The 20,730-nt window shown below is 70.7% G+C and carries 20 protein-coding genes; 6 read left to right on the plus strand and 14 right to left on the minus strand.

Going from position 1 to position 20,730, the window contains the following annotated elements; all coding sequences use genetic code 11:
* Nucleotides 1-3 precede the first annotated feature (3 nt).
* From VFR90_RS11010 to VFR90_RS11030, 5 genes are all read right to left on the minus strand, one after another.
* Nucleotides 4-3,135: an efflux RND transporter permease subunit gene (locus VFR90_RS11010; RefSeq protein ID WP_326406178.1), complete on the minus strand. Its 3,132-nt coding sequence runs from the start codon at nt 3,133-3,135 to the stop codon at nt 4-6.
* A gap of 16 nt (nt 3,136-3,151) precedes the next feature.
* Nucleotides 3,152-4,357, minus strand: a complete 1,206-nt coding sequence (locus VFR90_RS11015; protein ID WP_326406179.1) for an efflux RND transporter periplasmic adaptor subunit — start codon at nt 4,355-4,357, stop codon at nt 3,152-3,154.
* 122 nt (nt 4,358-4,479) lie between these two features.
* The gene (gene aroC / locus VFR90_RS11020) at nt 4,480-5,586 is read right to left on the minus strand and encodes a chorismate synthase (RefSeq protein WP_326406180.1); all 1,107 of its coding nucleotides are present in this window, start codon (nt 5,584-5,586) and stop codon (nt 4,480-4,482) included.
* Nucleotides 5,587-5,645: 59 nt separating this feature from the next.
* Nucleotides 5,646-6,026 (minus strand): hypothetical protein, encoded by a 381-nt coding sequence (locus VFR90_RS11025; protein WP_326406181.1) that lies wholly within the window; start codon nt 6,024-6,026, stop codon nt 5,646-5,648.
* Nucleotides 6,027-6,274: 248 nt separating this feature from the next.
* Nucleotides 6,275-6,739, minus strand: a complete 465-nt coding sequence (locus VFR90_RS11030) for a CBS domain-containing protein (protein ID WP_326406182.1) — start codon at nt 6,737-6,739, stop codon at nt 6,275-6,277.
* An 87-nt stretch (nt 6,740-6,826) separates the two neighbouring features.
* Here VFR90_RS11030 and VFR90_RS11035 point away from each other — a divergent pair, with 87 nt between their 5' ends.
* From VFR90_RS11035 to VFR90_RS11045, 3 genes are read left to right on the plus strand one after another with little or no spacing between them, the layout of a single operon-like run.
* Nucleotides 6,827-8,194 (plus strand): O-acetylhomoserine aminocarboxypropyltransferase, encoded by a 1,368-nt coding sequence (locus tag VFR90_RS11035; protein WP_326406183.1) that lies wholly within the window; start codon nt 6,827-6,829, stop codon nt 8,192-8,194.
* A complete protein-coding gene (locus VFR90_RS11040) occupies nt 8,191-9,039 on the plus strand; it encodes an alpha/beta fold hydrolase (RefSeq protein WP_326406184.1) in 849 nt (282 codons plus the stop codon). Before VFR90_RS11035 ends, VFR90_RS11040 begins: the two co-directional genes overlap by 4 nt.
* Nucleotides 9,040-9,044: 5 nt before the next feature.
* Nucleotides 9,045-9,389, plus strand: a complete 345-nt coding sequence (locus tag VFR90_RS11045) for an Mpo1-like protein (protein WP_326406185.1) — start codon at nt 9,045-9,047, stop codon at nt 9,387-9,389.
* Here VFR90_RS11045 and VFR90_RS11050 read toward each other — a convergent pair.
* Genes VFR90_RS11050 through VFR90_RS11060 form a run of 3 tightly spaced genes read right to left on the minus strand, consistent with a single transcriptional unit; the run spans nt 9,379 to nt 12,712 of the window.
* The gene (locus VFR90_RS11050; protein ID WP_326406186.1) at nt 9,379-10,887 is read right to left on the minus strand and encodes a carotenoid oxygenase family protein; all 1,509 of its coding nucleotides are present in this window, start codon (nt 10,885-10,887) and stop codon (nt 9,379-9,381) included. The genes VFR90_RS11045 and VFR90_RS11050 overlap by 11 nt on opposite strands.
* A gap of 44 nt (nt 10,888-10,931) precedes the next feature.
* Entirely contained in the window at nt 10,932-11,591 is a 660-nt protein-coding gene (locus VFR90_RS11055; protein ID WP_326406187.1) for a glutathione S-transferase family protein, read from the minus strand.
* 20 nt (nt 11,592-11,611) lie between these two features.
* Entirely contained in the window at nt 11,612-12,712 is a 1,101-nt protein-coding gene (locus VFR90_RS11060; RefSeq protein WP_326406188.1) for a porin, read from the minus strand.
* A gap of 175 nt (nt 12,713-12,887) precedes the next feature.
* Here VFR90_RS11060 and VFR90_RS11065 point away from each other — a divergent pair, with 175 nt between their 5' ends.
* A complete protein-coding gene (locus VFR90_RS11065) occupies nt 12,888-13,832 on the plus strand; it encodes a LysR family transcriptional regulator (protein WP_326406189.1) in 945 nt (314 codons plus the stop codon).
* Here the strand turns inward: VFR90_RS11065 and VFR90_RS11070 are convergent.
* From VFR90_RS11070 to VFR90_RS11085, 4 genes are all read right to left on the minus strand, one after another.
* Nucleotides 13,829-14,818, minus strand: coding sequence for a tripartite tricarboxylate transporter substrate-binding protein (locus tag VFR90_RS11070; RefSeq protein ID WP_326406190.1), 990 nt, complete (start codon nt 14,816-14,818; stop codon nt 13,829-13,831). The genes VFR90_RS11065 and VFR90_RS11070 overlap by 4 nt on opposite strands.
* 39 nt (nt 14,819-14,857) lie before the next feature.
* Nucleotides 14,858-16,063, minus strand: coding sequence for a M24 family metallopeptidase (locus tag VFR90_RS11075; protein WP_326406191.1), 1,206 nt, complete (start codon nt 16,061-16,063; stop codon nt 14,858-14,860).
* 140 nt (nt 16,064-16,203) lie between these two features.
* Complete coding sequence (locus tag VFR90_RS11080) at nt 16,204-17,160, minus strand: D-2-hydroxyacid dehydrogenase (protein ID WP_326406192.1); 957 nt, start codon at nt 17,158-17,160, stop codon at nt 16,204-16,206.
* A gap of 77 nt (nt 17,161-17,237) precedes the next feature.
* Nucleotides 17,238-17,828, minus strand: a complete 591-nt coding sequence (locus VFR90_RS11085) for a YbhB/YbcL family Raf kinase inhibitor-like protein (RefSeq protein ID WP_326406193.1) — start codon at nt 17,826-17,828, stop codon at nt 17,238-17,240.
* Between the two features lie 173 nt (nt 17,829-18,001).
* Between VFR90_RS11085 and VFR90_RS11090 the strand changes: the two genes are divergently transcribed.
* Nucleotides 18,002-18,370 (plus strand): YidH family protein, encoded by a 369-nt coding sequence (locus VFR90_RS11090; RefSeq protein WP_326406194.1) that lies wholly within the window; start codon nt 18,002-18,004, stop codon nt 18,368-18,370.
* Nucleotides 18,367-18,708 (plus strand): DUF202 domain-containing protein, encoded by a 342-nt coding sequence (locus VFR90_RS11095; RefSeq protein ID WP_326406195.1) that lies wholly within the window; start codon nt 18,367-18,369, stop codon nt 18,706-18,708. Before VFR90_RS11090 ends, VFR90_RS11095 begins: the two co-directional genes overlap by 4 nt.
* Before the next feature lie 40 nt (nt 18,709-18,748).
* Here the strand turns inward: VFR90_RS11095 and kce are convergent, their stop codons facing one another.
* Entirely contained in the window at nt 18,749-19,684 is a 936-nt protein-coding gene (gene kce, locus VFR90_RS11100; RefSeq protein ID WP_326406196.1) for a 3,5-dioxohexanoate:acetyl-CoA acetone transferase, read from the minus strand.
* 17 nt (nt 19,685-19,701) lie between these two features.
* Entirely contained in the window at nt 19,702-20,730 is a 1,029-nt protein-coding gene (locus tag VFR90_RS11105; RefSeq protein WP_326406197.1) for a 3-hydroxyacyl-CoA dehydrogenase family protein, read from the minus strand.

Raw genomic sequence — 20,730 nt, forward strand, 5'->3', positions numbered from 1 at the left:
CGGCTACTCGGCGACGGCCGGCGAGCCCGGCTGCGCGCTCGTGCCCACCGGCTGCGGCTGCGCCTTCGGCACGCGCACCAGGTAGCTGTAGAGCACCGGCACCACCACCAGCGTCAGCAGCGTCGACGTGATCACGCCGCCGATGATCGCGCGGCCCATCGGCGCCTGGATCTCGCCGCCGTCGCTGAGCGCGAGCGCCAGCGGCAGCATGCCGAAGACCATCGCGGCGGTCGTCATCATGATCGGGCGCATGCGCACGAGGCCGGCTTCGAGCAGCGCGTCCGCGACGCTCGCGCCGCGCCGGCGTGCGTGGTTCGCGAAGTCGACCAGCAGGATCGCGTTCTTCGTCACCAGCCCCATCAGCATCACCAGGCCGATCATCGAGAACAGGTTCAGCGTCGTCCGGGTCAGCAGCAGCGCGAGCATCACGCCGATCAGCGCCAGCGGCAGCGAAGCCATGATCGCGAGCGGCTGCAGGAAGCTTGCGAACTGCGACGCGAGCACGATGTAGATGAAGATCACCGAAAGGCCCAGCGCGGCGAGCATCGCGCCGAAGGCCTCCTGCTGGTCGCGCGTCTGGCCTCCCACGTCGAAGCGGTAGCCCGGCGGCAGCGTCGTCGCATCGACCAGCTTCTGCACCTCGGCCCCCACGTCGCCTGCGGGCCGGCCCTGCACGCCGGCGTAGATCGCCTGGCGGCGTTGCAGGTCCTGGCGCTTGATGACGTCGGGGTTGCCGACCGGCACGACATCGGCGACGCGCCCCAGCGCGACCGGCGTGCCGTCCTTCGCATAGGCGACGGGCAGGCTTTCGAGCTGCGCCGCGTTCTCGCGAGAGGCGCTCGGCAGCCGCAGTTCGACCTCGACCTGCTCGCCGTCGGGTGCGGTCCAGTAGGTCGCGACGTCGCCGTTGACGAAGGCGCGCAGGCTCGCCGCCAGATCGGCCGGCGTGATGCCCAGTTCGCGCACCGCGTCCTGGCGCAGCCGCACCGCGTAGGCCGGCAGGCCCGGCTTCACCGAAGTCTCCAGGTCGGTGATGCCCTTGATCGACCTGACCTTCTCCGCCAGCTTCAGCGTCTCGGCATCCAGCACCGCCGGCTCCGGGCCGAGCAGCGCGACGTAGATCGGCCGGTCGAAGCCGAACGCGACCTCGATGCCCGGGATCGGCGCGAGCGCGCTGCGGATCGACTCCTCGACCTCCTTCTGCGAGCGCTCGCGATCGCGGCGCGACTTGAGCTGGATGCCCAGCTGGGCCTGGTTGCGCTGCTGGCCGTCGCCGTTCTCGCCGATGGTCGCCGAGACCAGCCGCACCTCGGGCATGGCGCGCACCGCCTGCTCGACCTGCTCGACCTTCTCGCTCGATCGCGCGAGGCTGGTGCCCACCGGCATGCGCAGGGTGAGCTGGATGTAGCTGTTGTCGGTCTCGGGAATGAACTCGCTGCCGACCGCCGGCACCAGCGCGATCGCGCCGCCGAAGCTGGCCGCGCCGAGCAGCAGCACGATGCCGCGCGGCGTGACGCCGAAGCGGCGCGTGCCGTAGCGGCGGCCCGAGAAGATCCAGCGGATCAGCCGCTCGTAGACCGCGTGCATCACGTCGAGCAAGCGGTCGCTGCCACGCATCAGCGCGCCCAGCACCGGCACGCGCGCGAGCCGGGTCGCCGGCGGGTCCTTCCAGAGGCTGGAGAGCATCGGATCGAGCGTGAAGCTCACGAACAGGCTCACCAGCACCGCGACGGTGACCGTGATGCCGAAGGGAAAGAAGAACTTGCCGACGATGCCCTTCATGAAGGCGACCGGCACGAACACCGCGCAGATCGCGAAGGTGGTGGCGAGCACCGCAAGGCCGATCTCGTCGGTGCCGACGCGCGCGGCGGTGTGGTGGTCGGCGCCCATGCGGATGTGCCGCACGATGTTCTCGCGCACGACGATCGCGTCGTCGATCAGCAGGCCAATGCACAGGCTGAGCGCCATCATCGTCATGAAGTTCAGCGTGAAGCCGAAGGCGTACACCGCGATGAAGCTGGAGACCACCGCGATCGGCAGCGTCAGGCCGGTGATGACGGTGCTGCGCCAGCTGTGCAGGAACAGGAAGACGATGCCGATCGTCAGCAGCGCGCCTTCGATCAGCGTGCGCTTGACGCCCGCGAGCGAATCGCGCACCCAGTCGCTGTCGGCGTAGACGAGCTTGAGCTCGACGCCCGGCGGCATCGACTTGCGCAGCTCGGCCGCGGCTTCCTTGATGCCTTCGCCGGTCTCGACGATGTTCGCGTCCTGCTGCTTGAAGACGTTGAAGTTGATCGACGGCACGCCGTCGACGCGCGCGATCGACACCGGCTCCTGCTCGCGCTCGACGACCTGGCCCAGATCGCCGAGCCGCACCACGGTCGCGCCCTTGGTGCTGACGACGAGATCGGCGAACGCCTTCGCGTCGCGCACCTTGCCTTCGACCCGCACCACCGCCTCGGTCTGCGCGGCCTGCAGCAGGCCGACCGGCACGTCGGTGTTGGCGCGCTTGATCGCCGCGGCGATGTCGGCCGGCGTCAGGCCCACCGCCCGCAGCCGCTGCGCGTCGAGGTCGATGCGCACCTGGCGCACCGTGAGCCCGCCGACATCGACGCGCGCGACGCCGCCGACGCGTTCGAGCCGCTTGCGCACCTGCTGGTCGGCCAGCAGCGACAGCTCGCGCGCGCTGCGATCCGGCCCGATCAGCGAAAGGAGGACGATCGGCTGCGCGTTGTCGCCGTCGAAGCGCGAGATGAACGGCGCCTTCACCTCTTCGGAGAAGCCCGGCTGCAGCACCGAGACCTTGTCGCGCACGTCCTGCACGGCGCGCGCCATGTCGGCGTCGAGCCGGAACTCGACGACCGTCTCGCTGCGGCCTTCGAAGCTGTTCGAGCGGATCATCTTCACGCCCGCGATGCCGTTGAGCGCGAGCTCGATCGGCTTGGTCACCTCGACCTCGACGGCCTCCGGCGACGCGCCCGGGTAACGCACGCTGACGAAGACGATCGGCGGCGCGATGTCGGGCAGGCGCTCGACGCGCAGCTGCGCGTAAGAGAAGAGCCCGAGCACGCACAGCGCGATCATCATCATCGCGGCGAAGACCGGGTTGTTGATCGAGACGCGGGTGATCCACATGGCGCGGCCCGTGCGATCAGGACTTCGCGCGGCTGCGTTGCTGCGCCTGCCCGGCACCCGCGGCGGCCGGCGCGACGGGGCCCGGCGCGCCCTCGAAGCGCGCCTGCGCGCCTTCCTTCAGGTTCTCGAAGCGCAGCGCGAGCAGGTCGGCTTCGGGCGCGAGGCCCTTGAGCACCTCGATGCGGCCGCCGGCGTCATCGCGGCGGCCGGTGATGACGATGCGCCGCACCAGCGCGCCGTGCTCGATCGTCCAGACCTGATCCTGGCCCGAAGCCTGGCTCAGCGCCGCGACCGGCACCGTCAGGCGCGGGGTCGGGTCGTCGATCAGCACCTGCGCCTGCGCGTACTGGCCGGCACGCAGCCGCTCGTCGGCATTCGCGATCGTCACCACCACCGCGATCGCGCGCGTGCCGGCCTCGGCCTGCGGCGCGATGCGGTCGATGCGGCCCGCGACCGGCTCGGCGCGCCCTTCAACGCCGACCGTCACCGGCTGCCCCACCGCCAGCAGCGAGACCGCGTGCGTGGACACGGTGCCCACCAGTTCCAGCGTCGTCAGATCGACGAGCGTCAGCACCGGCTGTTCCGCGCTCAGCTTCTCGCCGGGCACGACATGGCGCTTGCCGACGATGCCGGCGATCGGGGCGACGAGCGCCGCCTCGCGCAAGCCGATGCGCATGCTCGACAGCTGCGCCTGCATCGAGCGCAGCTGCGCACGCGCCGCGTCCAGCTTGGCCTGCGACGACTGCAGCGCGTTCGGCGAGATGAAGTTCTGCTCCGACAGCCGCAGGTTCGATTCATGCAGCCGCAGTGCCTCGGCCAGCATCGCCTGCGCCGACTCGACGCTCGCGGCGCGGTCCTCGACGCGACTGTTGAGGTCGGCCAGATCGATGCGACCCAACAACTGGCCGGCCTTGACGCGCCGGCCCTCGGCGGTGTCGAGCGCCAGCAGCGTGCCCACCGCCTTGGCCTTGACGATCGCCGTCTGCGGCGCGACGAGCGGCCCCGAGAACTCGACGCGCTGCGGCATCGGCACGAGCAGCGGCCGGGTGACTTCGGCGCCCTTGAATTGGAGCGGCGGCGCGGCCTTGTCGGGCTCGGCCTTGGGCCTCGATGCGAGCACCGCGGCGGCGCCGGCCAGGGCCAGCACCGCCACCGTGAAGCCGACCTGCAGACGCCGTCTTGTGAACGCGCCGCGGCCGCTGGCGGGGGTGGTTTGCGTCATGGGCGGCGAGTCTAGGCGTCGCCTTTGGCGCCCCTGGTCGCACCTGCGACGAACCGGGGCTTTGCGGGCTCAGGCTGCCGGGCCGGCCGACGAGCCGGCGGAACTCCGCGACGAACGCCGCTTCAGCTTGCGGGTGCCTGCCCCGGGATCGGCGGCAGGGGGTGGCTAACGTCCCCGCACTGCGCGCGATGGCGCAGCGCGTGATCGATCAGCACCAGCGCGAGCAGCGCCTCGGCAATGGGCGTCGCGCGGATGCCGACGCAGGGGTCGTGGCGGCCGAAGGTCTCGACCGTCGCCGGCCGGCCCTGGACGTCGATCGACTGGCGTGGCGTGCGGATCGAGCTGGTCGGCTTGATCGCGATCGACACGGTGATGTCCTGGCCGCTGCTGATGCCACCGAGCACGCCGCCGTCGTGGTTGCTGCGGAAGCCGGCGGGGCTCATCTCGTCGCCATGCATCGAGCCGCGATGCGCGACGCTCGCGAAGCCGGCGCCGATCTCGACGCCCTTGACCGCGTTCAAGCCCATCATGGCCTTCGCGATGTCGGCATCGAGCCGGTCGTACAGCGGCTCGCCCCAGCCGGGCGGCACGCCGGTGGCCTCGACGACGATGCGCGCGCCGACCGAGTCGCCCTGCCTGCGCAGTTCGTCCATGAAAGCTTCGAGCTGCGGGATCTGGCTCGCGTTGGGCGCGAAGAAGGGGTTGTTCGCGACGTGCTGCCAGCCTTCGTGGCGAATCGCGATCCCGCCGAGCTCGGCCATGCCGCCACGCAAGCCGATGCCATGCCGTTCGGCGAGCCACTTCCTCGCGACCGCGCCAGCGGCGACGGTGGGCGCGGTCAGCCGCGCCGAGCTGCGGCCGCCACCGCGCGGATCGCGCGTTCCGTACTTCTGCAAGTAGGCGTAGTCGGCATGCCCGGGGCGAAAGCTCTGCGCGATGTTCGCGTAGTCCTTGCTTCGCTGATCGGTGTTGCGGATCAGTAGCGCGATCGGCGTGCCGGTGGTCCGGCCTTCGTGGACGCCGGAGAGGATCTCCACCGCATCGGGCTCCTGGCGCTGCGTGACGTGGCGGCTGGTGCCGGGACGGCGGCGGTCGAGCTCGATCTGGATGTCAGCTTCGGCGAGGGCCATGCCGGGCGGGCAGCCGTCGATCACGCAGCCGATCGCGGGGCCGTGCGACTCGCCGAAGTTGGTGACGCGAAACAGGTGACCGAGGGTGGAGCCGGACATGGCGCAGGCAGCAGCGAAGCGGCCTGCATTGTCACTTCTGCAGAAAAGGAAACCAGCGGCTAGAAGCTGCAGGCCAACCCGAGATGCGCCTGCACCTGCAGGCTCGTGCCGCCTTCCGCGTCGCGCCGCAGCTTGGTCGGCAGGCGAAAGCGGGTCGAGCATTCGTCGGCCTCGATCCCTACCGAGCGCAGCATCAGCCTGGGCATTTCGGAGGGGACGCTGAGCGCGCGCCGCGGGCGTTGGCGCGTGCCGGGCGCGGCTTCCGACGGCAGCTCGACGATCGCGACGCTGCGCGTGGCGGCTCGGCTCGGCCGGGCGAGCTCGCGCGAGGCGCGGCGGGCCCAGCTTTCGTGGACTTCGGGCAGCGGGCCGAAGGCCTGGGCTTCTTCGGCTTGCATCGCGCCCGCGCCGCTCGCGGCGGCCCACAGCGCGAGCGCCACGAGCCCCGATCGTCGGGGCGGGACAAGCTTGGAAGCCGAGATGGCCGGAGGCTGCGCCATGCCGGAAGCTTGGGGCATTTCGCGCCTGGCGGGGCGCTGCGTTAACACCCGGATTCAGGGGCAACTCTTGCGCTGCGGATTCCTTGGCAGCGGCCGCGGTGCGGCGTCAGGAGGCGCGGAACCCGATGTGTCGAAAGCCGCAGCCGAAGCCCGGCGCGCGCGCCGGCGGCGCGGCGAGACGCCTCGATTCAGAGCCGCGGTTCGGCCGGCACTTCCTGCTCGACCGGCCAGTCGCGGATGTAGGCCTTGAGCATGCGGTTCTCGAAGTCCTGGCCTTCGACCACCGCCTTCGCGACGTCGTGGAAGGAGATCACGCCCATCAGCGTGCGCTGGTCCATCACCGGCATGTAGCGCGCATGGCGGCCGAGCATCATGCGGCGCACTTCGTCGATGCTGGTTTCGGGCGTGCAGGTCAAGGGGTGATCGTCCATCACGCTGCGCACGAGGGTCGTGCCAAGTGTGCCGCCGTTGCGCACGATGGCGAGGATCACTTCGCGGAAGGTCAGCATGCCGACCAGCTCGCCATGCGACATCACCACCAGCGAGCCAATGTCGTGCTCGGCCATCGTCGAGGCGGCCTGCGCGAGCGCCTCGTCGGGCCCCACGGTGAACAGCGTCACGCCCTTGACGCGCAGGATGTCGATGACCTTCATCGCGATGACTCCTCTATGCACCTTGCCGAAAACCCGCGATTCAATATAGCCACAATCCCCGGCACTCGCCACAGCAAAGCCACCCCCATGCCCGGCGCGAACGACCCCGGCTTCGACACGCTGGTGCTGCACGCCGGCGCGGCACCCGATGCGGCGACCGGCGCACGCGCGGTGCCGCTGCACCTGTCGACCTCCTTCGTGTTCCAGGACGCCGATCACGCGGCCTCGCTGTTCAACATGGAGCGCGCGGGGCACGTCTACTCGCGCCTCTCGAATCCGACGAACGCGGTGCTCGAAGAGCGCATCGCCGCCCTCGAGGGCGGCGTCGGTGCGATCGCGACGGCGAGCGGCCAGGCCGCGCTGCACCTCGCGATCGCGACGATCGCCGGCGCGGGCTCGCACATCGTCGCGAGCGCGGCGTTGTACGGCGGCTCGCACAACCTGCTGCACTACACGCTGCCGCGCTTCGGCATCACGACCACCTTCGTGCGGCCCAATGACATCGACGCCTGGCGCGCGGCCATCCGCCCCGAGACCAAGCTGCTGTTCGGCGAGACGCTCGGCAACCCCGGCATGGACGTGCTCGACCTGCCGTGCCTCGCGACGCTCGCGCAAGAACATCGCTTGCCGCTCGTCGTCGATTCGACGCTGACGACACCGTGGCTGATGAGGCCCTTCGACCACGGCGCCGATCTCGTCGTGCATTCGGCGACCAAGTTCCTCGGCGGGCACGGCACGGTGATCGGCGGACTGCTGGTGGACGGCGGTCGCTTCGACTGGGACGCCGCTGCGGACTACGCGAGATCGGCTGCATCCGCGGCCGCGGGTACGCAGCGCTTCGGTGAGCTGACCGCGCCCTACGAAGGCTTCCACGGCATGGTCTTCACCGAGGAAAGCAGCACCGGCGCCTTCCTGCTGCGCGCGCGCCGCGAAGGCCTGCGCGATTTCGGCGCGTGCATGAGCCCGCACACCGCGTGGACGATCCTGCAGGGCATCGAGACGCTGCCGCTGCGCATGGCGCGGCATGTCGAGACCGCACGGCGCATCGCGCACTTCCTCGAAGAGCATCCGATGGTCGCGAGCGTCGGCCACCCCGACCTGCCCTCGCACCGCGACCACGCGCTCGCGAAGAAGCTGCTGCCGCGCGGCGCCGGCGCCGTCTTCAGCTTCGCGCTGCGCGGCAGGCCGGGTGTCGAGGGCGATGCCTCGCGCGATCAGGGCCGCGCGTTCATCGAAGCGCTGAAGCTGTTCTCGCATCTCGCGAACGTCGGCGATTGCCGCTCGCTGGTCATCCACCCGGCCTCGACGACGCACTTCCGCATGGACGACGCGGCCTTGCGCCTCGCCGGCATCACCGCCGGCACGATCCGCCTGTCGATCGGGCTGGAATCGGCCGAGGACCTGATCGACGACCTCTCGCGCGCGCTGCGCGCCGCCGAGAAGGCCGCGGCGTGAAGCTCGAGCTCGCGGGCCACGCGGCGGCGGCCTACGCCTACACCGGCGGCAAGCCCTTCGATGCATCGCTGCCGCTCGTCGTCTTCGTGCACGGCGCGATGAACGACCACAGCGTCTGGGCGCTGCACAGCCGCTGGTTCGCGCACCACGGGCGCGCGGTGCTCGCGGTCGATCTGCCCGGCCACGGCCGCAGCGCCGGGCCGGCGCTCGGCTCGGTCGAGGCGCTGGCCGACTGGCTGGTCGCGCTGATCGACGCGGCCGGCACGAGGGACCGCATCGCGCTCGTCGGCCACAGCATGGGCTCGCTGGTCGCGCTGGAAGCCGCTGCGCGGCTCGGCGCGCGGGCCGATGCACTCGCGATGATCGGCACCGCGTTCCCGATGAAGGTGTCGACCGCGCTGTTCGAGTGCGCGCTCGCCGATCCGCTCGAGGCGATCGACCGGGTCAACACGTTCTCGCATTCGACGCTGGCGGCCAAGCCGTCGAACCCCGGACCGGGCACCTGGCTGCACGGCGCGAGCCGCGCGCTGATGCGCAGGCAGCAGGAGCGCTACGCCGCCGCCGGCCACGGCAACCTCTTCCACCACGACTTCGGCGTCTGCGACCGCTACCGCGGCGCGAACGAAGCGGCGCAGCGCGTCGTGTGCCCGGCGCAACTGCTGCTCGGCGCGCACGACAGCATGACCCCGCCGAAGGCCGCGCAATCCCTCGTCGATGCGCTGGCCGCGAACTTGGGGGGAGGCCCGGATCGCGGGGTCACGGCCACGCTTGCGGCCGGGCATGCTCTGATGGCCGAAACGCCCGATGCGGTGTTGAATGCGCTGAAGCGCCTCATCACCGCCTGAACACGATGAATCCAGCCACCGCCCCGCAGCAAGTCGCCGACGCCGACATCCGCGCCGCCCGCAGCTTCGCCGAGTTCTACCCGCTGTACCTGCGCGAGCACAGCGACCGCACCTGCCGCCGGCTGCACTTCGCCGGCTCGACGCTGGCGCTGCTGTGCATCGCGATGCTGATCGCCAGCGGCCGGCCGCAGTACCTGCTCTACGGCCTGCTGTGCGGCTACGGCTTCGCCTGGCTCGGCCATTTCGGCTTCGAGAAGAACAAGCCCGCCAGCTTCAAGCGCCCGCTCTACAGCTTCATGGGCGACTGGGCGATGTACCGCGACATCTGGCTCGGGCGCGTCAAGATCTAGCCAGCAACTCGTTTTGCGGCACCCAAGTGCCGTGGAAGCCTTCGTGCACGCGGCACGGGAACCTGACCACCGCGACCGGGCCGCGGCCCAGGTGCATCGCATCGAGGATCACCAGATCGCTGCGGTTCTCGGCGCGGCGCCCGACGATCGCGAGCAGCCAGCCGTCGCCCTCCGCCGCACCCGCGTGACGCGGCACGAAGTGCGGCTCCTCGGGGCTCGAGTCGGCACCGGCGTACCAGAAGTCCAGCTTGCCGGCGGCCTCGTCGAAGTGGCCGAGGCAGGTGAACGGCGGGCCCTTCGGGCCCCACTCCAGCATCGGCCCGAGCGCCGGGTTGCTGGTGCCGAACCAGAACTGCCACGCGCGCGTCATCGAAAAGCGCGGGTCGATCGTCGGCATCTCGCCGATGTGCGGGATCAGCCGGCGCTGCTCGATGCGGTCGTCGGGGCTCGCCAGGTCGAGCGACCAGCGCTCGCCGAACGGCGGCTTCTCCTTCGCGTCGGGGTCGTGGAGGTCGGGAAACTGGCTGAGCCAGCCGGATTCGGTGACGAAGTGGTCGAGGTGCAACGTCGTGCCGCCGTTCGTCTCCTCTTCCCACGCGTTGAAGGTGTGCGTCTGCATCGCGAGCTTCGGGCTCGTGAACCAGCGGATGCCCTTCACGCCCTCCTTGCGCGGGATGACCGCGACCCTCGTCTTCTTCGTCGAGTCCCAGTGCCAGTAGGGCTCGCCGCGCTTGACGCGCTCCCAGTCGCAGACCATCGGGCAGATCACGAAGACGATGAAGTTGCGCGAGACGAGGAAGTCGTGCGCCATCGAGCAGTACGGCGCCTTGAAGCGTTCGGTGCGCGTGATCGCGCCGCGCGGGTCGATGGTGTAGAGCTCGATCTCGTCGCTCGCCACGCCTTCGGTGTTGTAGGCGAAGGCGATTGCCTCGCCGGTCTGCGGGTCGAGCTTGGGATGCGCGGTGAAGGTGCGGCTCTTCAGGGTGCCGCCGAAGTCGCGCTCGCCGAGCGTGGCGAGCGTCGCGGGATCGAGTTCGTAGGGCCGGCCCGACTCCTTCAGCGCATAGAGCCTGCCGTGATGCCAGAGCATCGAGGTGTTCGCCGTGTTGTTGTCGCGCCCGGCCACTTCCGGCGCATCGGTGAACGGGTTGCGGTAGGCGCCGAACAGCGCGCGGCGCGCCTTGCGTTCGAGCTCGAACTTCTCGGTGCGCACGTAGCGCGTCTTGAGGTCGGCATGGCCGTTCTCGAGACGCACCATGTGCACCATGCCGTCGCCGTTGAGGAAGATGTCGGTGCCCAGCAGCGGCGGGTAGGTCGGGTCGGCGCTGTTGCGGTAGTAGGCGCCGTTCAATCCGGGCGGGATCGCACCGATCACCTCGCAGTCCTGCACATCGACTTCCATGCGCACCGGCGCGGCGTGGCCGCGGTAGACGAGCAGGTCGGGAAAGCGCAGGCCGTTGGCGGACGAGTCGGAAGAGGCGGCGAGGGGTGCGTTCATGGTGTGCGGTACGGCTTGAAGGACAACGGGGAAGGCCGCGCGACTCAGACGAACATGCGCAGCATGCCCAGCGCATCGGCGGGGCGGGGGATCGAGAAGCTCACGTCTTTCCAGTCGGCCGCGGCCGGCCGCGCGAGACAGGCCGCGTGCCAACGGGCGACGTTCGGCCAGGCCTCGAGCGCGATGCCGCACTGCGGCGCGAGGTCCATCACCGTCGCGACGTTCAGGTCGGCTACCGTGAAGCGTGCGCCCAGCAGGTGCGCCTGCTGCGCCAGGTGCGCGTCGAGCACCTTCATCGGCCGATCGAGCTTGGCGATCGCCATCAGCGCTTCGGCCTCGACGCGCCGCTCGGGCGCGAACAGCTTGCGATTCGCCGAGGCGAGCAGCAGCGGCTTCTCGACTTCGGTGACGACCCAGAAGCTCCATTGCGTGGCGAGCGCCTCTTCGCGCAGGCCCGCGGGCGCGAGCGGGCCGCCGTGCTTGCGCGCGAGGTAGAGGTTGATCGCCATCGACTCGACGACGACGAAGCCGTCGTCGTCGAGCGCCGGCACGCGGCCGTTCGGATTGATCGCGAGGAACGCCGGCTCGCGCGTGCTGCCGTCGGTGAAGCCGAGCGGCACGTGCTCGAACGGCAGGCCCAGTTCCTTCAGCATCCACAGCGTGCGATGCGCGCGCGAGGCGGTCGAGCCGTACAGCGTGATCATCGTGGCGGCCTTCCGGGTGCTCAGAACTGATGGCGGATGCCGGCGACGTAGCTGTCGGCGTTCTGGTAGTCGGCGGCCGCCGGCACCCAGACCTTGTCGCGCATCAGCATCAGGTACAGCTCGGTGCGCTTGGACATCGCATGCAGGAATCCGGCCGAGGTGGTCTCGCGGGTGCGCGTGGCCGCGCCAGGGGCGCGCGGGTCCTGCTTGTCCTGCGCATGCGCGAGCTGGAACGTGTTCGCACCGAAGGTCGCCGCGGTGCCGACGGTGACGAACTCGTCGTCGTAGCCAATGCGGTCGTTGTCGATGTCGGCGTACTGGCCGAACAGGCGCACCGGGTCGATCGTGTAGGCGACGCCGGCGAGCCAGGTGTCCTGCTGCCGTGCGCCCGGCAACTGCGGCAAGGCGGCGTGGCGCAGGCTGGTGTTCGCGACCGTCACGAACAGCGGGCCGGCGCGGTAGTTCAGGTTGAAGCTGTAGCTGTAGCGGCTGCCGCTGCCCTCGCCCGCCTGCAGCGCGGCGTTCGCGCTGAAGCCGGCGAGCACCGGGCTGCTGTACTGCGCCGAGTTGACGAGCGAGGTGTCGGCCTCGACGCCGTTGGGGCTCTTGCTGCCGCCGGCGAACAGCACTCGGAACGAGGGCGAGAACAGCGAGTTCGGGCCGAAGGCGTTGGTCTGGATCAGCGAGATCCAGGTCGGGTGCGGCGTGTTGCCGAGCTTCACTTCGCCGAGCTTGTCGCTGCCCAGCGCGACGTAGGCGTTGCGACCGAAGAAGTAGTCGGCGCCCGAGCCGGGGTTCGCGTCGAAACGGCCCGGCGCGCCGGTGTCGGTGCGGAAGAAGGCCTCGAGCACGAAGCGCGCCTTCATGCCGTTGCCCAGGTCCTCGGTGCCGCGCAGCCCCCAGAAGCTCGTCTGCACGGCGCCGCTGTGCACGCCCTTGATGGTCACCACGCGCGCGGCGCCGGGGCCGGCGGGCGCAAGCGATGTCGGCGGCGCGAGCGTCTCGATCACGCCGACCGCGGCGTCGACGGTGCCGTAGATCTGCACCGTCGATTGCGCCGCGGCGGGCAGTGCGGCGCAGGCGCCGGCCAGGGCGCTCAGCGCGAACAGGATCTTCCTCATGCAAGTCTCCGTGGTGTTGTCGTTCGGACTTCACCGCGCCCTCCGCGCGGCTCGAACGCACGATAGGGATCACTCGCTGGAGGCAAAAACAGTTTGGATCGATGATCCGAATCGACCTCGGCAATACCAAGGGCAAACCCGCGCGGTCGCCCGCAGCCTCCTTCGGTCCATCGCCATGCGACTCGATCGTTTCGATCTCAACCTGCTCATTGCGCTCGACGCGCTGCTCGAGGAACGCAACGTCACGCGCGCTGCCGAGCGGCTGTGCATCGGGCAGTCGGCCGCGAGCGCCGCGCTCGCACGGCTGCGCGAATACTTCGGCGACGAACTGCTGATCCAGGTCGGCCGCGAGCTGCGGCCCACGCCGATGGCGCGCAGCCTCGCCGAGCCGGTGCGCGACACGCTGCTGCGCGCCCGCGCGACGCTCTCGCTGCGGCCCGACTTCGACCCGGCCACCGCGCAGCGCGAGTTCACGATCGCCGCGTCCGACTACGTCAACCACGTGCTGCTCTGCGACGTGCTGCGCCGGCTGGCGGTGCAGGCGCCGGGCCTCGCGATCCGTCTGCAGAGCCTGCCGCGCGATCTGTTCGAGCAGTTCGAGCGCGGCAGCATCGACCTGCTGGTGATGCCGCAGGCCTACGCGAGCCGGCTCGACCACCCGCAGCGCCGCTTGTTCGAGGACCGGCAGGTCTGCCTCGTGTGGTCGGGCAACACCGCGGTCGGCGACGCGCTCAGCGCCGAGCAGTACCTCGAGCTGGGCCATGTGAGCCTGAGTTTCCAGCTGCCCGGCGGCAGCGCGTTCGAGGAGTGGCTGTTCCCGCAGCACCGGCAGCAGCGGCGCGTCGAGGTCCGCGTCGACAGCTTCAGCCTGGTGCCGATGCTGCTCGTCGGCACGCCGCGCATCGCGGTGATCCACCACCGGCTCGCCGCGCGCGCCGCGCAGCAGCTGCCGCTGCGCATCCTCGATGCGCCGATCGAATTGCCGACGCTGGTCGAGATGCTGTGCTGGCCGCGGCACCTCGAGAGCGATCCCGCGCACCGCTGGCTGCGCGAAACCGTCTTCGAGAGCGCCGCGGCAATGCCCACGCCGGGCGGCAGCGGCGCCCCGACGAGCGCCTAGACGTCGGCCTGGAAACCCGAGGCCTTGACGATCGGCGCCCAGCGGTCGAGGTCGCTGCGCGCCAGCTTCTCCAGCTCCTGCGGCGTCGAGGCCGCGGCCTCGTAGTTGGCGATCCTCAAGGCCTCGACATAGCCCGGCGCCGCGACCGCGGCCCGCACGATCGCGGCGGTGCGGGCCACCACCTCGGCCGGCGGTGCGCCGGGGATGTAGACGCCGAACCAGTCGCGCATCTCCAGGCCCGGCATGCCCTGCTGCTCGAACGTCGCGAGCTCGGGCGCGAAGCGCGAGCGCGCGGGGCCGGTCGAGGCGAGCAGGCGCAAGCGCCCCGCCTTCGCGTGCGTGATCATGTCGCCGAGCGTCAGGACCAGCGCGGCGATCTGGCCGCCCATCAGGTCGTTGAGCGCCGCGCCGCCGCCGCGGTAGGGCACGTGCGTCATGTCCAGATCGAGCTTGCGGCTGAGCGCGTCGCCGACGAAGTGCGGCGGCGAGCCCGCCGCCGGCGAGCCGTAGCTGACCTTGCCCTTGTTCGCCTTCGCCCAGGCGGCGAACTCGGCGACGTTGCTCACGTTCGCCGGCACCGCCGGGCCGACACCGAAGCCGAAGTCGACGGTGGCCGCGAGGCTCAACGGGGCGAAGTCCTTGAACGGGTCGTAGCTCAGCTTCCTGTAGCTGTGCGGGTTGATCGACAGCACGCCGGCAGGATTGAGCAGCAGCGTGGTGCCATCGGGCGGCGCCTGGCGTGAGCTGTCGATCGCGATGCGGCCGCCGGCGCCCGGCTTGTTCTCCACGAGCACCGTCTTCGCGAGCTTGCCGTTCAGTTCTTCGGCGAGCCGGCGCGCGAAGAAGTCCGGCGCGCCGCCGGGCGGGAAGCCGACGAAGATGCGCGCGGTCTCGGGCTGTGCCTGGGCGCGCGCGGCGGGCAGCGCGAGTGCGCAGGCCGCGCCCATCGTCCATTGCAGGGCTTCTCGGCGGCGGATCGTATTCATGCTTGTCTCCTTTTTCGGATGGGATCGCTGCGGAATCGCTCAGCCGAGCTCGACGATGCGCCGCGGCGTGCGGTGCAGGCTTTCGCCGGGGCCGTCGGCTTCGATCAGGTAGACCTCGGTGTTGTGCACGAACATGCGCTCGTCGAGGATCCCCGGGTGCACGACGATGGCCATGTGCTCCTCGATCGTCATCGGCTCGTCGTGGCGCACCAGCGGGCGCTCGACCATGTCGTAGCCCATGCCGTGGATCGACAGCCGGCGCTCCTCGGCCATGCCGTGCTGGCGCAGCCAGGCGTTGTGCTGCTCGTGCACGTCGGCGCACCGCGCGCCGGGCTTGAGCAGCGTGAGCGCATAGCGCTGCGCATCGAGCACCCGCTCGTGCGCCTGCCTCAGCTCGGCGCTGGCCTCGCCGAGCACGAAGATGCGCGACAGCTCGGTGTAGTAGCCGCCGGCGCCGTTGTTCTCTATCAGCAGCGAGAACACGTCGCCGCCCTGCAGCGTGCGGCCCTGCATCGAGCGGCCGCGAAAGCTCGCCGCCTGCCCCGGCGGCGCGGACGAGCAGAGGAACACGCCCTGCTCGCTGCCGAGCCGCTGGCCCAGGTACTGCGCATGCGCGGCGATCTCGAAGTCCTTCAACCCCGGCTCGATGAACGCGGCCATGCGCGACATCACCTCGTCCTGCATCGCCGCGACCTGGCGCATGCAGGCGCGCTCTTCCTCGCTCTTGATCGCCTTGATCGCATCGACCCAGTCGGTCGCATCGACCAGCTGGCAGGCCGGTGCCTCGGCCAGCCCCTGGCGCAGCGCGGCGCCGAAGCCGTGGTACCAACCCGCGGGCGCGACCATGCCGACGCGGCGTGCGCCCATGCGGCGCAGCTCGGCCAGGGCGATCTCGGCGTCGTAGCCCGCGCTGTAGGCGACGGACGGATAGCTCGGCGTGGTGAAGCGCCGCTCGATGCCGGTGCGTTGCAGTTCGTCGGGTGCGGCGACACGACGCCCGCCGAACGGGCCCTGCTCGATCAGCGACATGCCCTCTTCGAGATGGAAGACCAGCGTCGTCGGGTAGCCGTTGTGCGCCGGCTGGTTGCTGAACCAGCGCACGTGGCCGCCGACCCAGTCGCTCGAGTTCTGCACCACCAGCGCCTGCAGGCCTTCCGCACGCATGCGATCGCGGCAAGCACGCCAGCGGCGGTTCATCTCGGTGGCCGAGACGGCGTTGACGGCGCGGGGATGAAGCTCGGACATGGCGGTGGCCTCGAAGAAGTCGCCGCACCTTACGGGGCCGTCCGGGCCGCGCCAAACAGTTTGGGTCGATGCGCGGGATCGAGCCGGTCGATACCAAGGGCAAGCCCTGATGCCGCGGCGTCGCGCGCGCGGCGGGTGCGCTAGCGCCGCACGACGTTGTGCATCGCGCCCGTGTCGCCGGCGAGGAAGCCGGCCAGGTTCTCGCGCACGATCGGCCAGGCCTGCTCGAGGTAGATGTCGCTCATGCCACCGAGCAGTGGCGTGATCAGCACGCGCGGCTCGCTCCAGAGCCCGCTCGCGGCCGGCAGCGGCTGTTCGCGGAACACGTCGAGCGCCGCGCCGGCAAGGCGCTTCTCGCGCAACGCGGCGACGAGCGCCTGCTCGTCGAGCACGCCGCCGCGGGCGACGTTGACGACGAAGGCGCCCGGCTTCATTGCCGCGAGCACGCGCGCGTCGACGAGGTTCTCGGTCTCCTTCGACAGCGGCACCACCAGCACCAGGTAGTCGGCAAGCGCAGCCGCTTCGGCGAGCCGATCGCGGGTGTACATGGCGTCGAAACCCTCGGCGGCGCGCGGCGTCCCGGAGACGCCGACGACCTTCATGCCGAAGGCCTTGCAGCGCGGCGCCAGCGCCTCGCTGATCGCGCCAACGCCGACGATCACCGCCGTCTTGCCCCACAGCAGCGGCTGCGGCCAGCGCTCCCAGTGCCTGCGCTGCTGATGGCGCAGGATCTTCGGCAGGTCGCGCGTGAGCGAGAGCATGTGCAGGAAGACCAGCTCGGACATCTGCGGGCCGTGCATGCCGCGCGTCGAGGTGACGACGACCTCGGGCCGCAGCGCACGCAGCTTGACGATCGCATCGGTGCCGGTCGTCAGGGACTGGATCCAGCGCAGCTTCGGCGCCGCCTCGACCAGGGCTTCGTCGAACTGGAAGTGGTGGCCGATCATCGCGACGGCCTCGCCCGCGTGGCCGCGCGCCGCCTCGCGATCGTTGGTCGCCACGAGATCGAGGCCGGGAAAGGCCGCGCGCGCGAGCGCTTCGAAGGCGGCGGCATCGGCTTCGGGCGCGCCGATGTAAAGGATGCGGTTGGCGGTCATGCGGTCGGCCTGCGGCCAGGCAGGTCTGCGAGGGTCGAGCAACAGGAAGCGGCGGGCCGGGGCCCCATGCGCCGCGGCTACTGGTTGAAGCGCAGCACCAGGCTCGCGGCGCCGAGCGCCTTGCCGCCCTTCAGCGCGTCGAGCACCGCGGCCTTGTCGAGCCCCGGCGGCAAGGCCTCGGGCTCGAGCGAGGTCGCGATCAGCGTGAAGACGTAGTGCTGCGGCGCGTTGCCGCGCGGCGGGCAAGGGCCGAGGTAGACGAGCCCGAGCGAGTTCTTGCCGGCGATGAACGGCAGCGGCGTCGCGAGGTTCGCGCCGGCGGCCAGCGCGCTCACCTCGGCGCGGATGCCGTAGGCCACCCAGTGGTTCACGCCGAGGCCGGCACGGCCCGCCTGGTCGTCCATCAGGATCACGAAGCTCTTCGTCGCCGCGGGGGCGCGCGCCCAGGCCAGCGGGGGCAGAAGGTTCTCGCCGGTGCAATTCGCGTTGCTGGGGTTCTTGCCCGCCTCGCGGGCCTCGAACATCGCGTTGTCGGCGCGGCCCGGCGACCACAGGCTGAAGCCCTTGTGGCCGGGGTCGCCCGACGCGCCGCGGCCGGCGGTGCCGGCGCAACCGGCGGCGAGCGTCGCCGCGAGCAAGACGAGGCTGACGAGGCTTCTTCGGATCATGGTCGCGTCTCCTGAAGTGCAGCCTAGTGGCTGCGGTGTCCGTGCCCAAACAGTTTCGCGTGATGGCTGGCATCGCGCCGCGCGATACCCGCGCCGGGCCGGTGGCGAGCCGGTCGCCGATGCGAAGGGCTAGGCTTCGTGCCATCGACCGCCGCCACGAAAGACCGAAGACGATGCGCGAACCCGCCTGGCGCCGCGAAGGCGAAGAACCCGACTACCGCTTCTCGCTCGCCAACGAGCGCACCTTCCTGGCGTGGATCCGCACCGCGCTCGGCGTGCTCGCGACCGGCCTGCTGCTCGACCAGTTCGCCACGCGGCTGGAGCCGCAGCGCGTCGTCGCGATCGTCGCGCTGCTGCTGTGCGCGGCGGCCGGCTTGCTCAGTGCGCTCGCCTACCGGCGCTGGCGCGACAACGAGATCGCGATGCGGCTGCGCGAGCGGCTGCCGCCCTCCTCCGCGTTGTTCCTGATGGCGGCCTCCCTGGTGGCGGTCGCGACCGCGCTGGCGGTGCTGATGCTGCTGCGCCTCGCCGGGCCGGCATGAGTGCGGGCGCCGCGCTCGAACCCGCGCGCGATGCCGGCCTGCAGGCGGAGCGCACCGCGCTCGCATGGAACCGCAGCGCGGCCGCGTTGCTGATCGACGCGCTGCTGCTGCTGCGCGCCGGCTACCTCGCCGAATCCGCGCCGGTGCTGGGCCTCGCGGTCGCGCTGCTGGGGATGAGCAGCGCCTTGATCGTGCTGGCGCGCAGGCGGCGCCGGCAGCTCTTGCGCGCGGACGGCCCGCGGCTCGCGTCGCGGTGGGCGATCGGCGCGATGGCGGCATCGGCGGTGACGGCCTGCGTCGGCGCGATCGCGGCGATCGGCGAGCGCGTGACGCAGTGACGCGCAAGCGGCCCGGGGCTGGCGATCGCACCCGCGGTTCTCAGAACGCGACCTGATCGGCGCCCTTGAGCGCCAGCATCGCGCGCGCCTCCGCGGGCGTCGCGATCTCGTAGCCCAGCTCTTCGAGCAGGTGGCGGATCTTGCGGACCTGCTGCGCGTTCGTCTCGGCGAGCTTGCCGCGGCCGAGGTAGATGCTGTCCTCGAGCCCGACGCGCACGTTCGCGCCCTGGATCGCCGCATGCGTCAGCAGGCTCATCTGGTGCCGGCCGGCGCCGAGCACGCTCCAGTGGTAGTCGCTGCCGAACAGCCGGTTGGCCGTCTCGCGCATGAAGGTGACGTTCTGCGGATCGGGCCCGATGCCGCCGAGGATGCCGAAGATCGTCTGGATGAAGAACGGCGGCTTCACGAGCCCCGCATCGACGAAGTGCGCGAGGTTGTAGAGGTGGCCGACGTCGTAGCACTCGAACTCGAACTTCGTGCCGCAGCCTTCGCCGAGCTCCTTCAGGATCAGCCGGATGTCGCGGAAGGTGTTGCGAAAGATGATGTCCTCGGTGCCCTCGACGTAGGCCTGCTCCCACGGGTACTTCCAGTCCCTGATCTTCGATGCGACCGGATGGATGGAGAAGTTCATCGAGCCCATGTTGAGCGAGGCCATCTCGGGCTTGAAGCGCAGCGGCGGCGCGAGGCGTTCGGCCAGCGTCATCTTCGTGCTGCCGCCGCTGGTGATGTTGATCACCGCATCCGTCGCGGCCTTGATCGGTGCGAGGAACTGCGCGAAGACGTCCGGGTCGGCGCTCGGGCGGCCATCGAGCGGATCGCGCGCATGCAGGTGCAGGATCGCCGCGCCGGCCTGCGCCGCGTCGATCGCATGCTCGGCGATCTGCGCCGGCGTCAACGGCAGATGCGGCGTCATCGAAGGCGTGTGGATCGCGCCGGTGACGGCGCAGGTGACGATGACTTTCGAAGCCTTGGCCATGCGGCGCTCCTCTTCGTTCAGGTGCTACCGGGGCCGCCGCCGCGTAAATCGCTCCGGCCTGCGTGCCCTGCTTCGCTTCGATCCGTTCGCCGGGGCACGATCGAGCGCTTGCCGTCCGGCGCACTGCCGCACGGTTGGCCGCCGTCGGCGGCGTTCATCGCCTTCAGGTGATCCAGCAGCTTCAGCCGCAGCGCGGCCTGCGCTTCGGGCGTCCAGCGCCGGAAGCCTTCGCCGCTCTTCATGCCGAGCTTGCCTTCGGCGATCAGCTCGCCGAGCAGCGGCGACGGCCCGGGCAGGCGGTCGATGTGCGGCAGCACCGTCTCGTGGATCGCGAGCGTCAGTTCGAGGCCGACCAGATCGGCGTTCTCCAGCGGGCCCAAGACCGGCAGGCGGCGGCCGAAGCTGGCCTTGACCACCGTGTCCACCGTCTGGGCGTCGCACACGCCGTCGGCGACCAGCGCGATCGCCTCGCGCCAGAGCGCGTGCTGCAGCCGGTTGCCGATGAAGCCCGGCACGTCCTTCTCGACCATCGCCGGCGTCTTGCCGGCCGCGGCGAGCAGGTCGAACATCGATCGCGCGAGCGCCGCATCGGTGGCGGGCGTCTTGATGACCTCGACCAGCGGCACGAGGTAGGGCGGGTTCCACCAGTGCGTGCCCATCGCGCGGTGGCCGGTCTCCAGGCCGCCCGTGATCCGCGTGATCGGGATCACCGAGGTGTTGCTCGCGAGCAGCGCATCGGGCTTCGCGAGCCGTTCGAGCTGCGCGAACAGCTGCTGCTTCCACGCGAGGTTCTCGGGGCCGGCTTCGAAGATCACGTCGGCGCCGGCGACGCAGGCGCCGAGGTCGTCGACCGGCGCCACGCGCTCTGCGGCGGCCGCGTCCTGGCCGAGATCGGCGAGGTTGCGCACGATGCGCTCGCGCAGGCTCGCGAGCGCGGCGGGCTGCGTGTCGAACACGTCGACGCGATGGCCGGCCACCGCGAACACTTGCGCGAGGCCGTGGCCCATCAGGCCGGCGCCGACGACGGCGATGCGGGGCTTGCTCAT

The sequence above is a fragment of the Methylibium sp. genome (genome assembly GCF_035762065.1).
GTDB lineage: Bacteria > Pseudomonadota > Gammaproteobacteria > Burkholderiales > Burkholderiaceae_C > Methylibium.

Coding starts and splice junctions, on each gene's coding strand:
- kce (WP_326406196.1), bottom strand. CDS start 19,684: ATGGCCAAGGCTTCGAAAGTCATCGTCACCTGCGCCGTCACCGGCGCG.
- VFR90_RS11015 (WP_326406179.1), bottom strand. CDS start 4,357: ATGACGCAAACCACCCCCGCCAGCGGCCGCGGCGCGTTCACAAGACGG.
- VFR90_RS11050 (WP_326406186.1), bottom strand. CDS start 10,887: ATGAACGCACCCCTCGCCGCCTCTTCCGACTCGTCCGCCAACGGCCTG.
- aroC (WP_326406180.1), bottom strand. CDS start 5,586: ATGTCCGGCTCCACCCTCGGTCACCTGTTTCGCGTCACCAACTTCGGC.
- VFR90_RS11065 (WP_326406189.1), top strand. CDS start 12,888: ATGCGACTCGATCGTTTCGATCTCAACCTGCTCATTGCGCTCGACGCG.
- VFR90_RS11080 (WP_326406192.1), bottom strand. CDS start 17,160: ATGACCGCCAACCGCATCCTTTACATCGGCGCGCCCGAAGCCGATGCC.
- VFR90_RS11095 (WP_326406195.1), top strand. CDS start 18,367: ATGAGTGCGGGCGCCGCGCTCGAACCCGCGCGCGATGCCGGCCTGCAG.
- VFR90_RS11105 (WP_326406197.1), bottom strand. CDS start 20,730: ATGAGCAAGCCCCGCATCGCCGTCGTCGGCGCCGGCCTGATGGGCCAC.
- VFR90_RS11090 (WP_326406194.1), top strand. CDS start 18,002: ATGCGCGAACCCGCCTGGCGCCGCGAAGGCGAAGAACCCGACTACCGC.
- VFR90_RS11070 (WP_326406190.1), bottom strand. CDS start 14,818: ATGAATACGATCCGCCGCCGAGAAGCCCTGCAATGGACGATGGGCGCG.
- VFR90_RS11010 (WP_326406178.1), bottom strand. CDS start 3,135: ATGTGGATCACCCGCGTCTCGATCAACAACCCGGTCTTCGCCGCGATG.
- VFR90_RS11085 (WP_326406193.1), bottom strand. CDS start 17,828: ATGATCCGAAGAAGCCTCGTCAGCCTCGTCTTGCTCGCGGCGACGCTC.
- VFR90_RS11045 (WP_326406185.1), top strand. CDS start 9,045: ATGAATCCAGCCACCGCCCCGCAGCAAGTCGCCGACGCCGACATCCGC.
- VFR90_RS11060 (WP_326406188.1), bottom strand. CDS start 12,712: ATGAGGAAGATCCTGTTCGCGCTGAGCGCCCTGGCCGGCGCCTGCGCC.
- VFR90_RS11035 (WP_326406183.1), top strand. CDS start 6,827: ATGCCCGGCGCGAACGACCCCGGCTTCGACACGCTGGTGCTGCACGCC.
- VFR90_RS11055 (WP_326406187.1), bottom strand. CDS start 11,591: ATGATCACGCTGTACGGCTCGACCGCCTCGCGCGCGCATCGCACGCTG.
- VFR90_RS11030 (WP_326406182.1), bottom strand. CDS start 6,739: ATGAAGGTCATCGACATCCTGCGCGTCAAGGGCGTGACGCTGTTCACC.
- VFR90_RS11075 (WP_326406191.1), bottom strand. CDS start 16,063: ATGTCCGAGCTTCATCCCCGCGCCGTCAACGCCGTCTCGGCCACCGAG.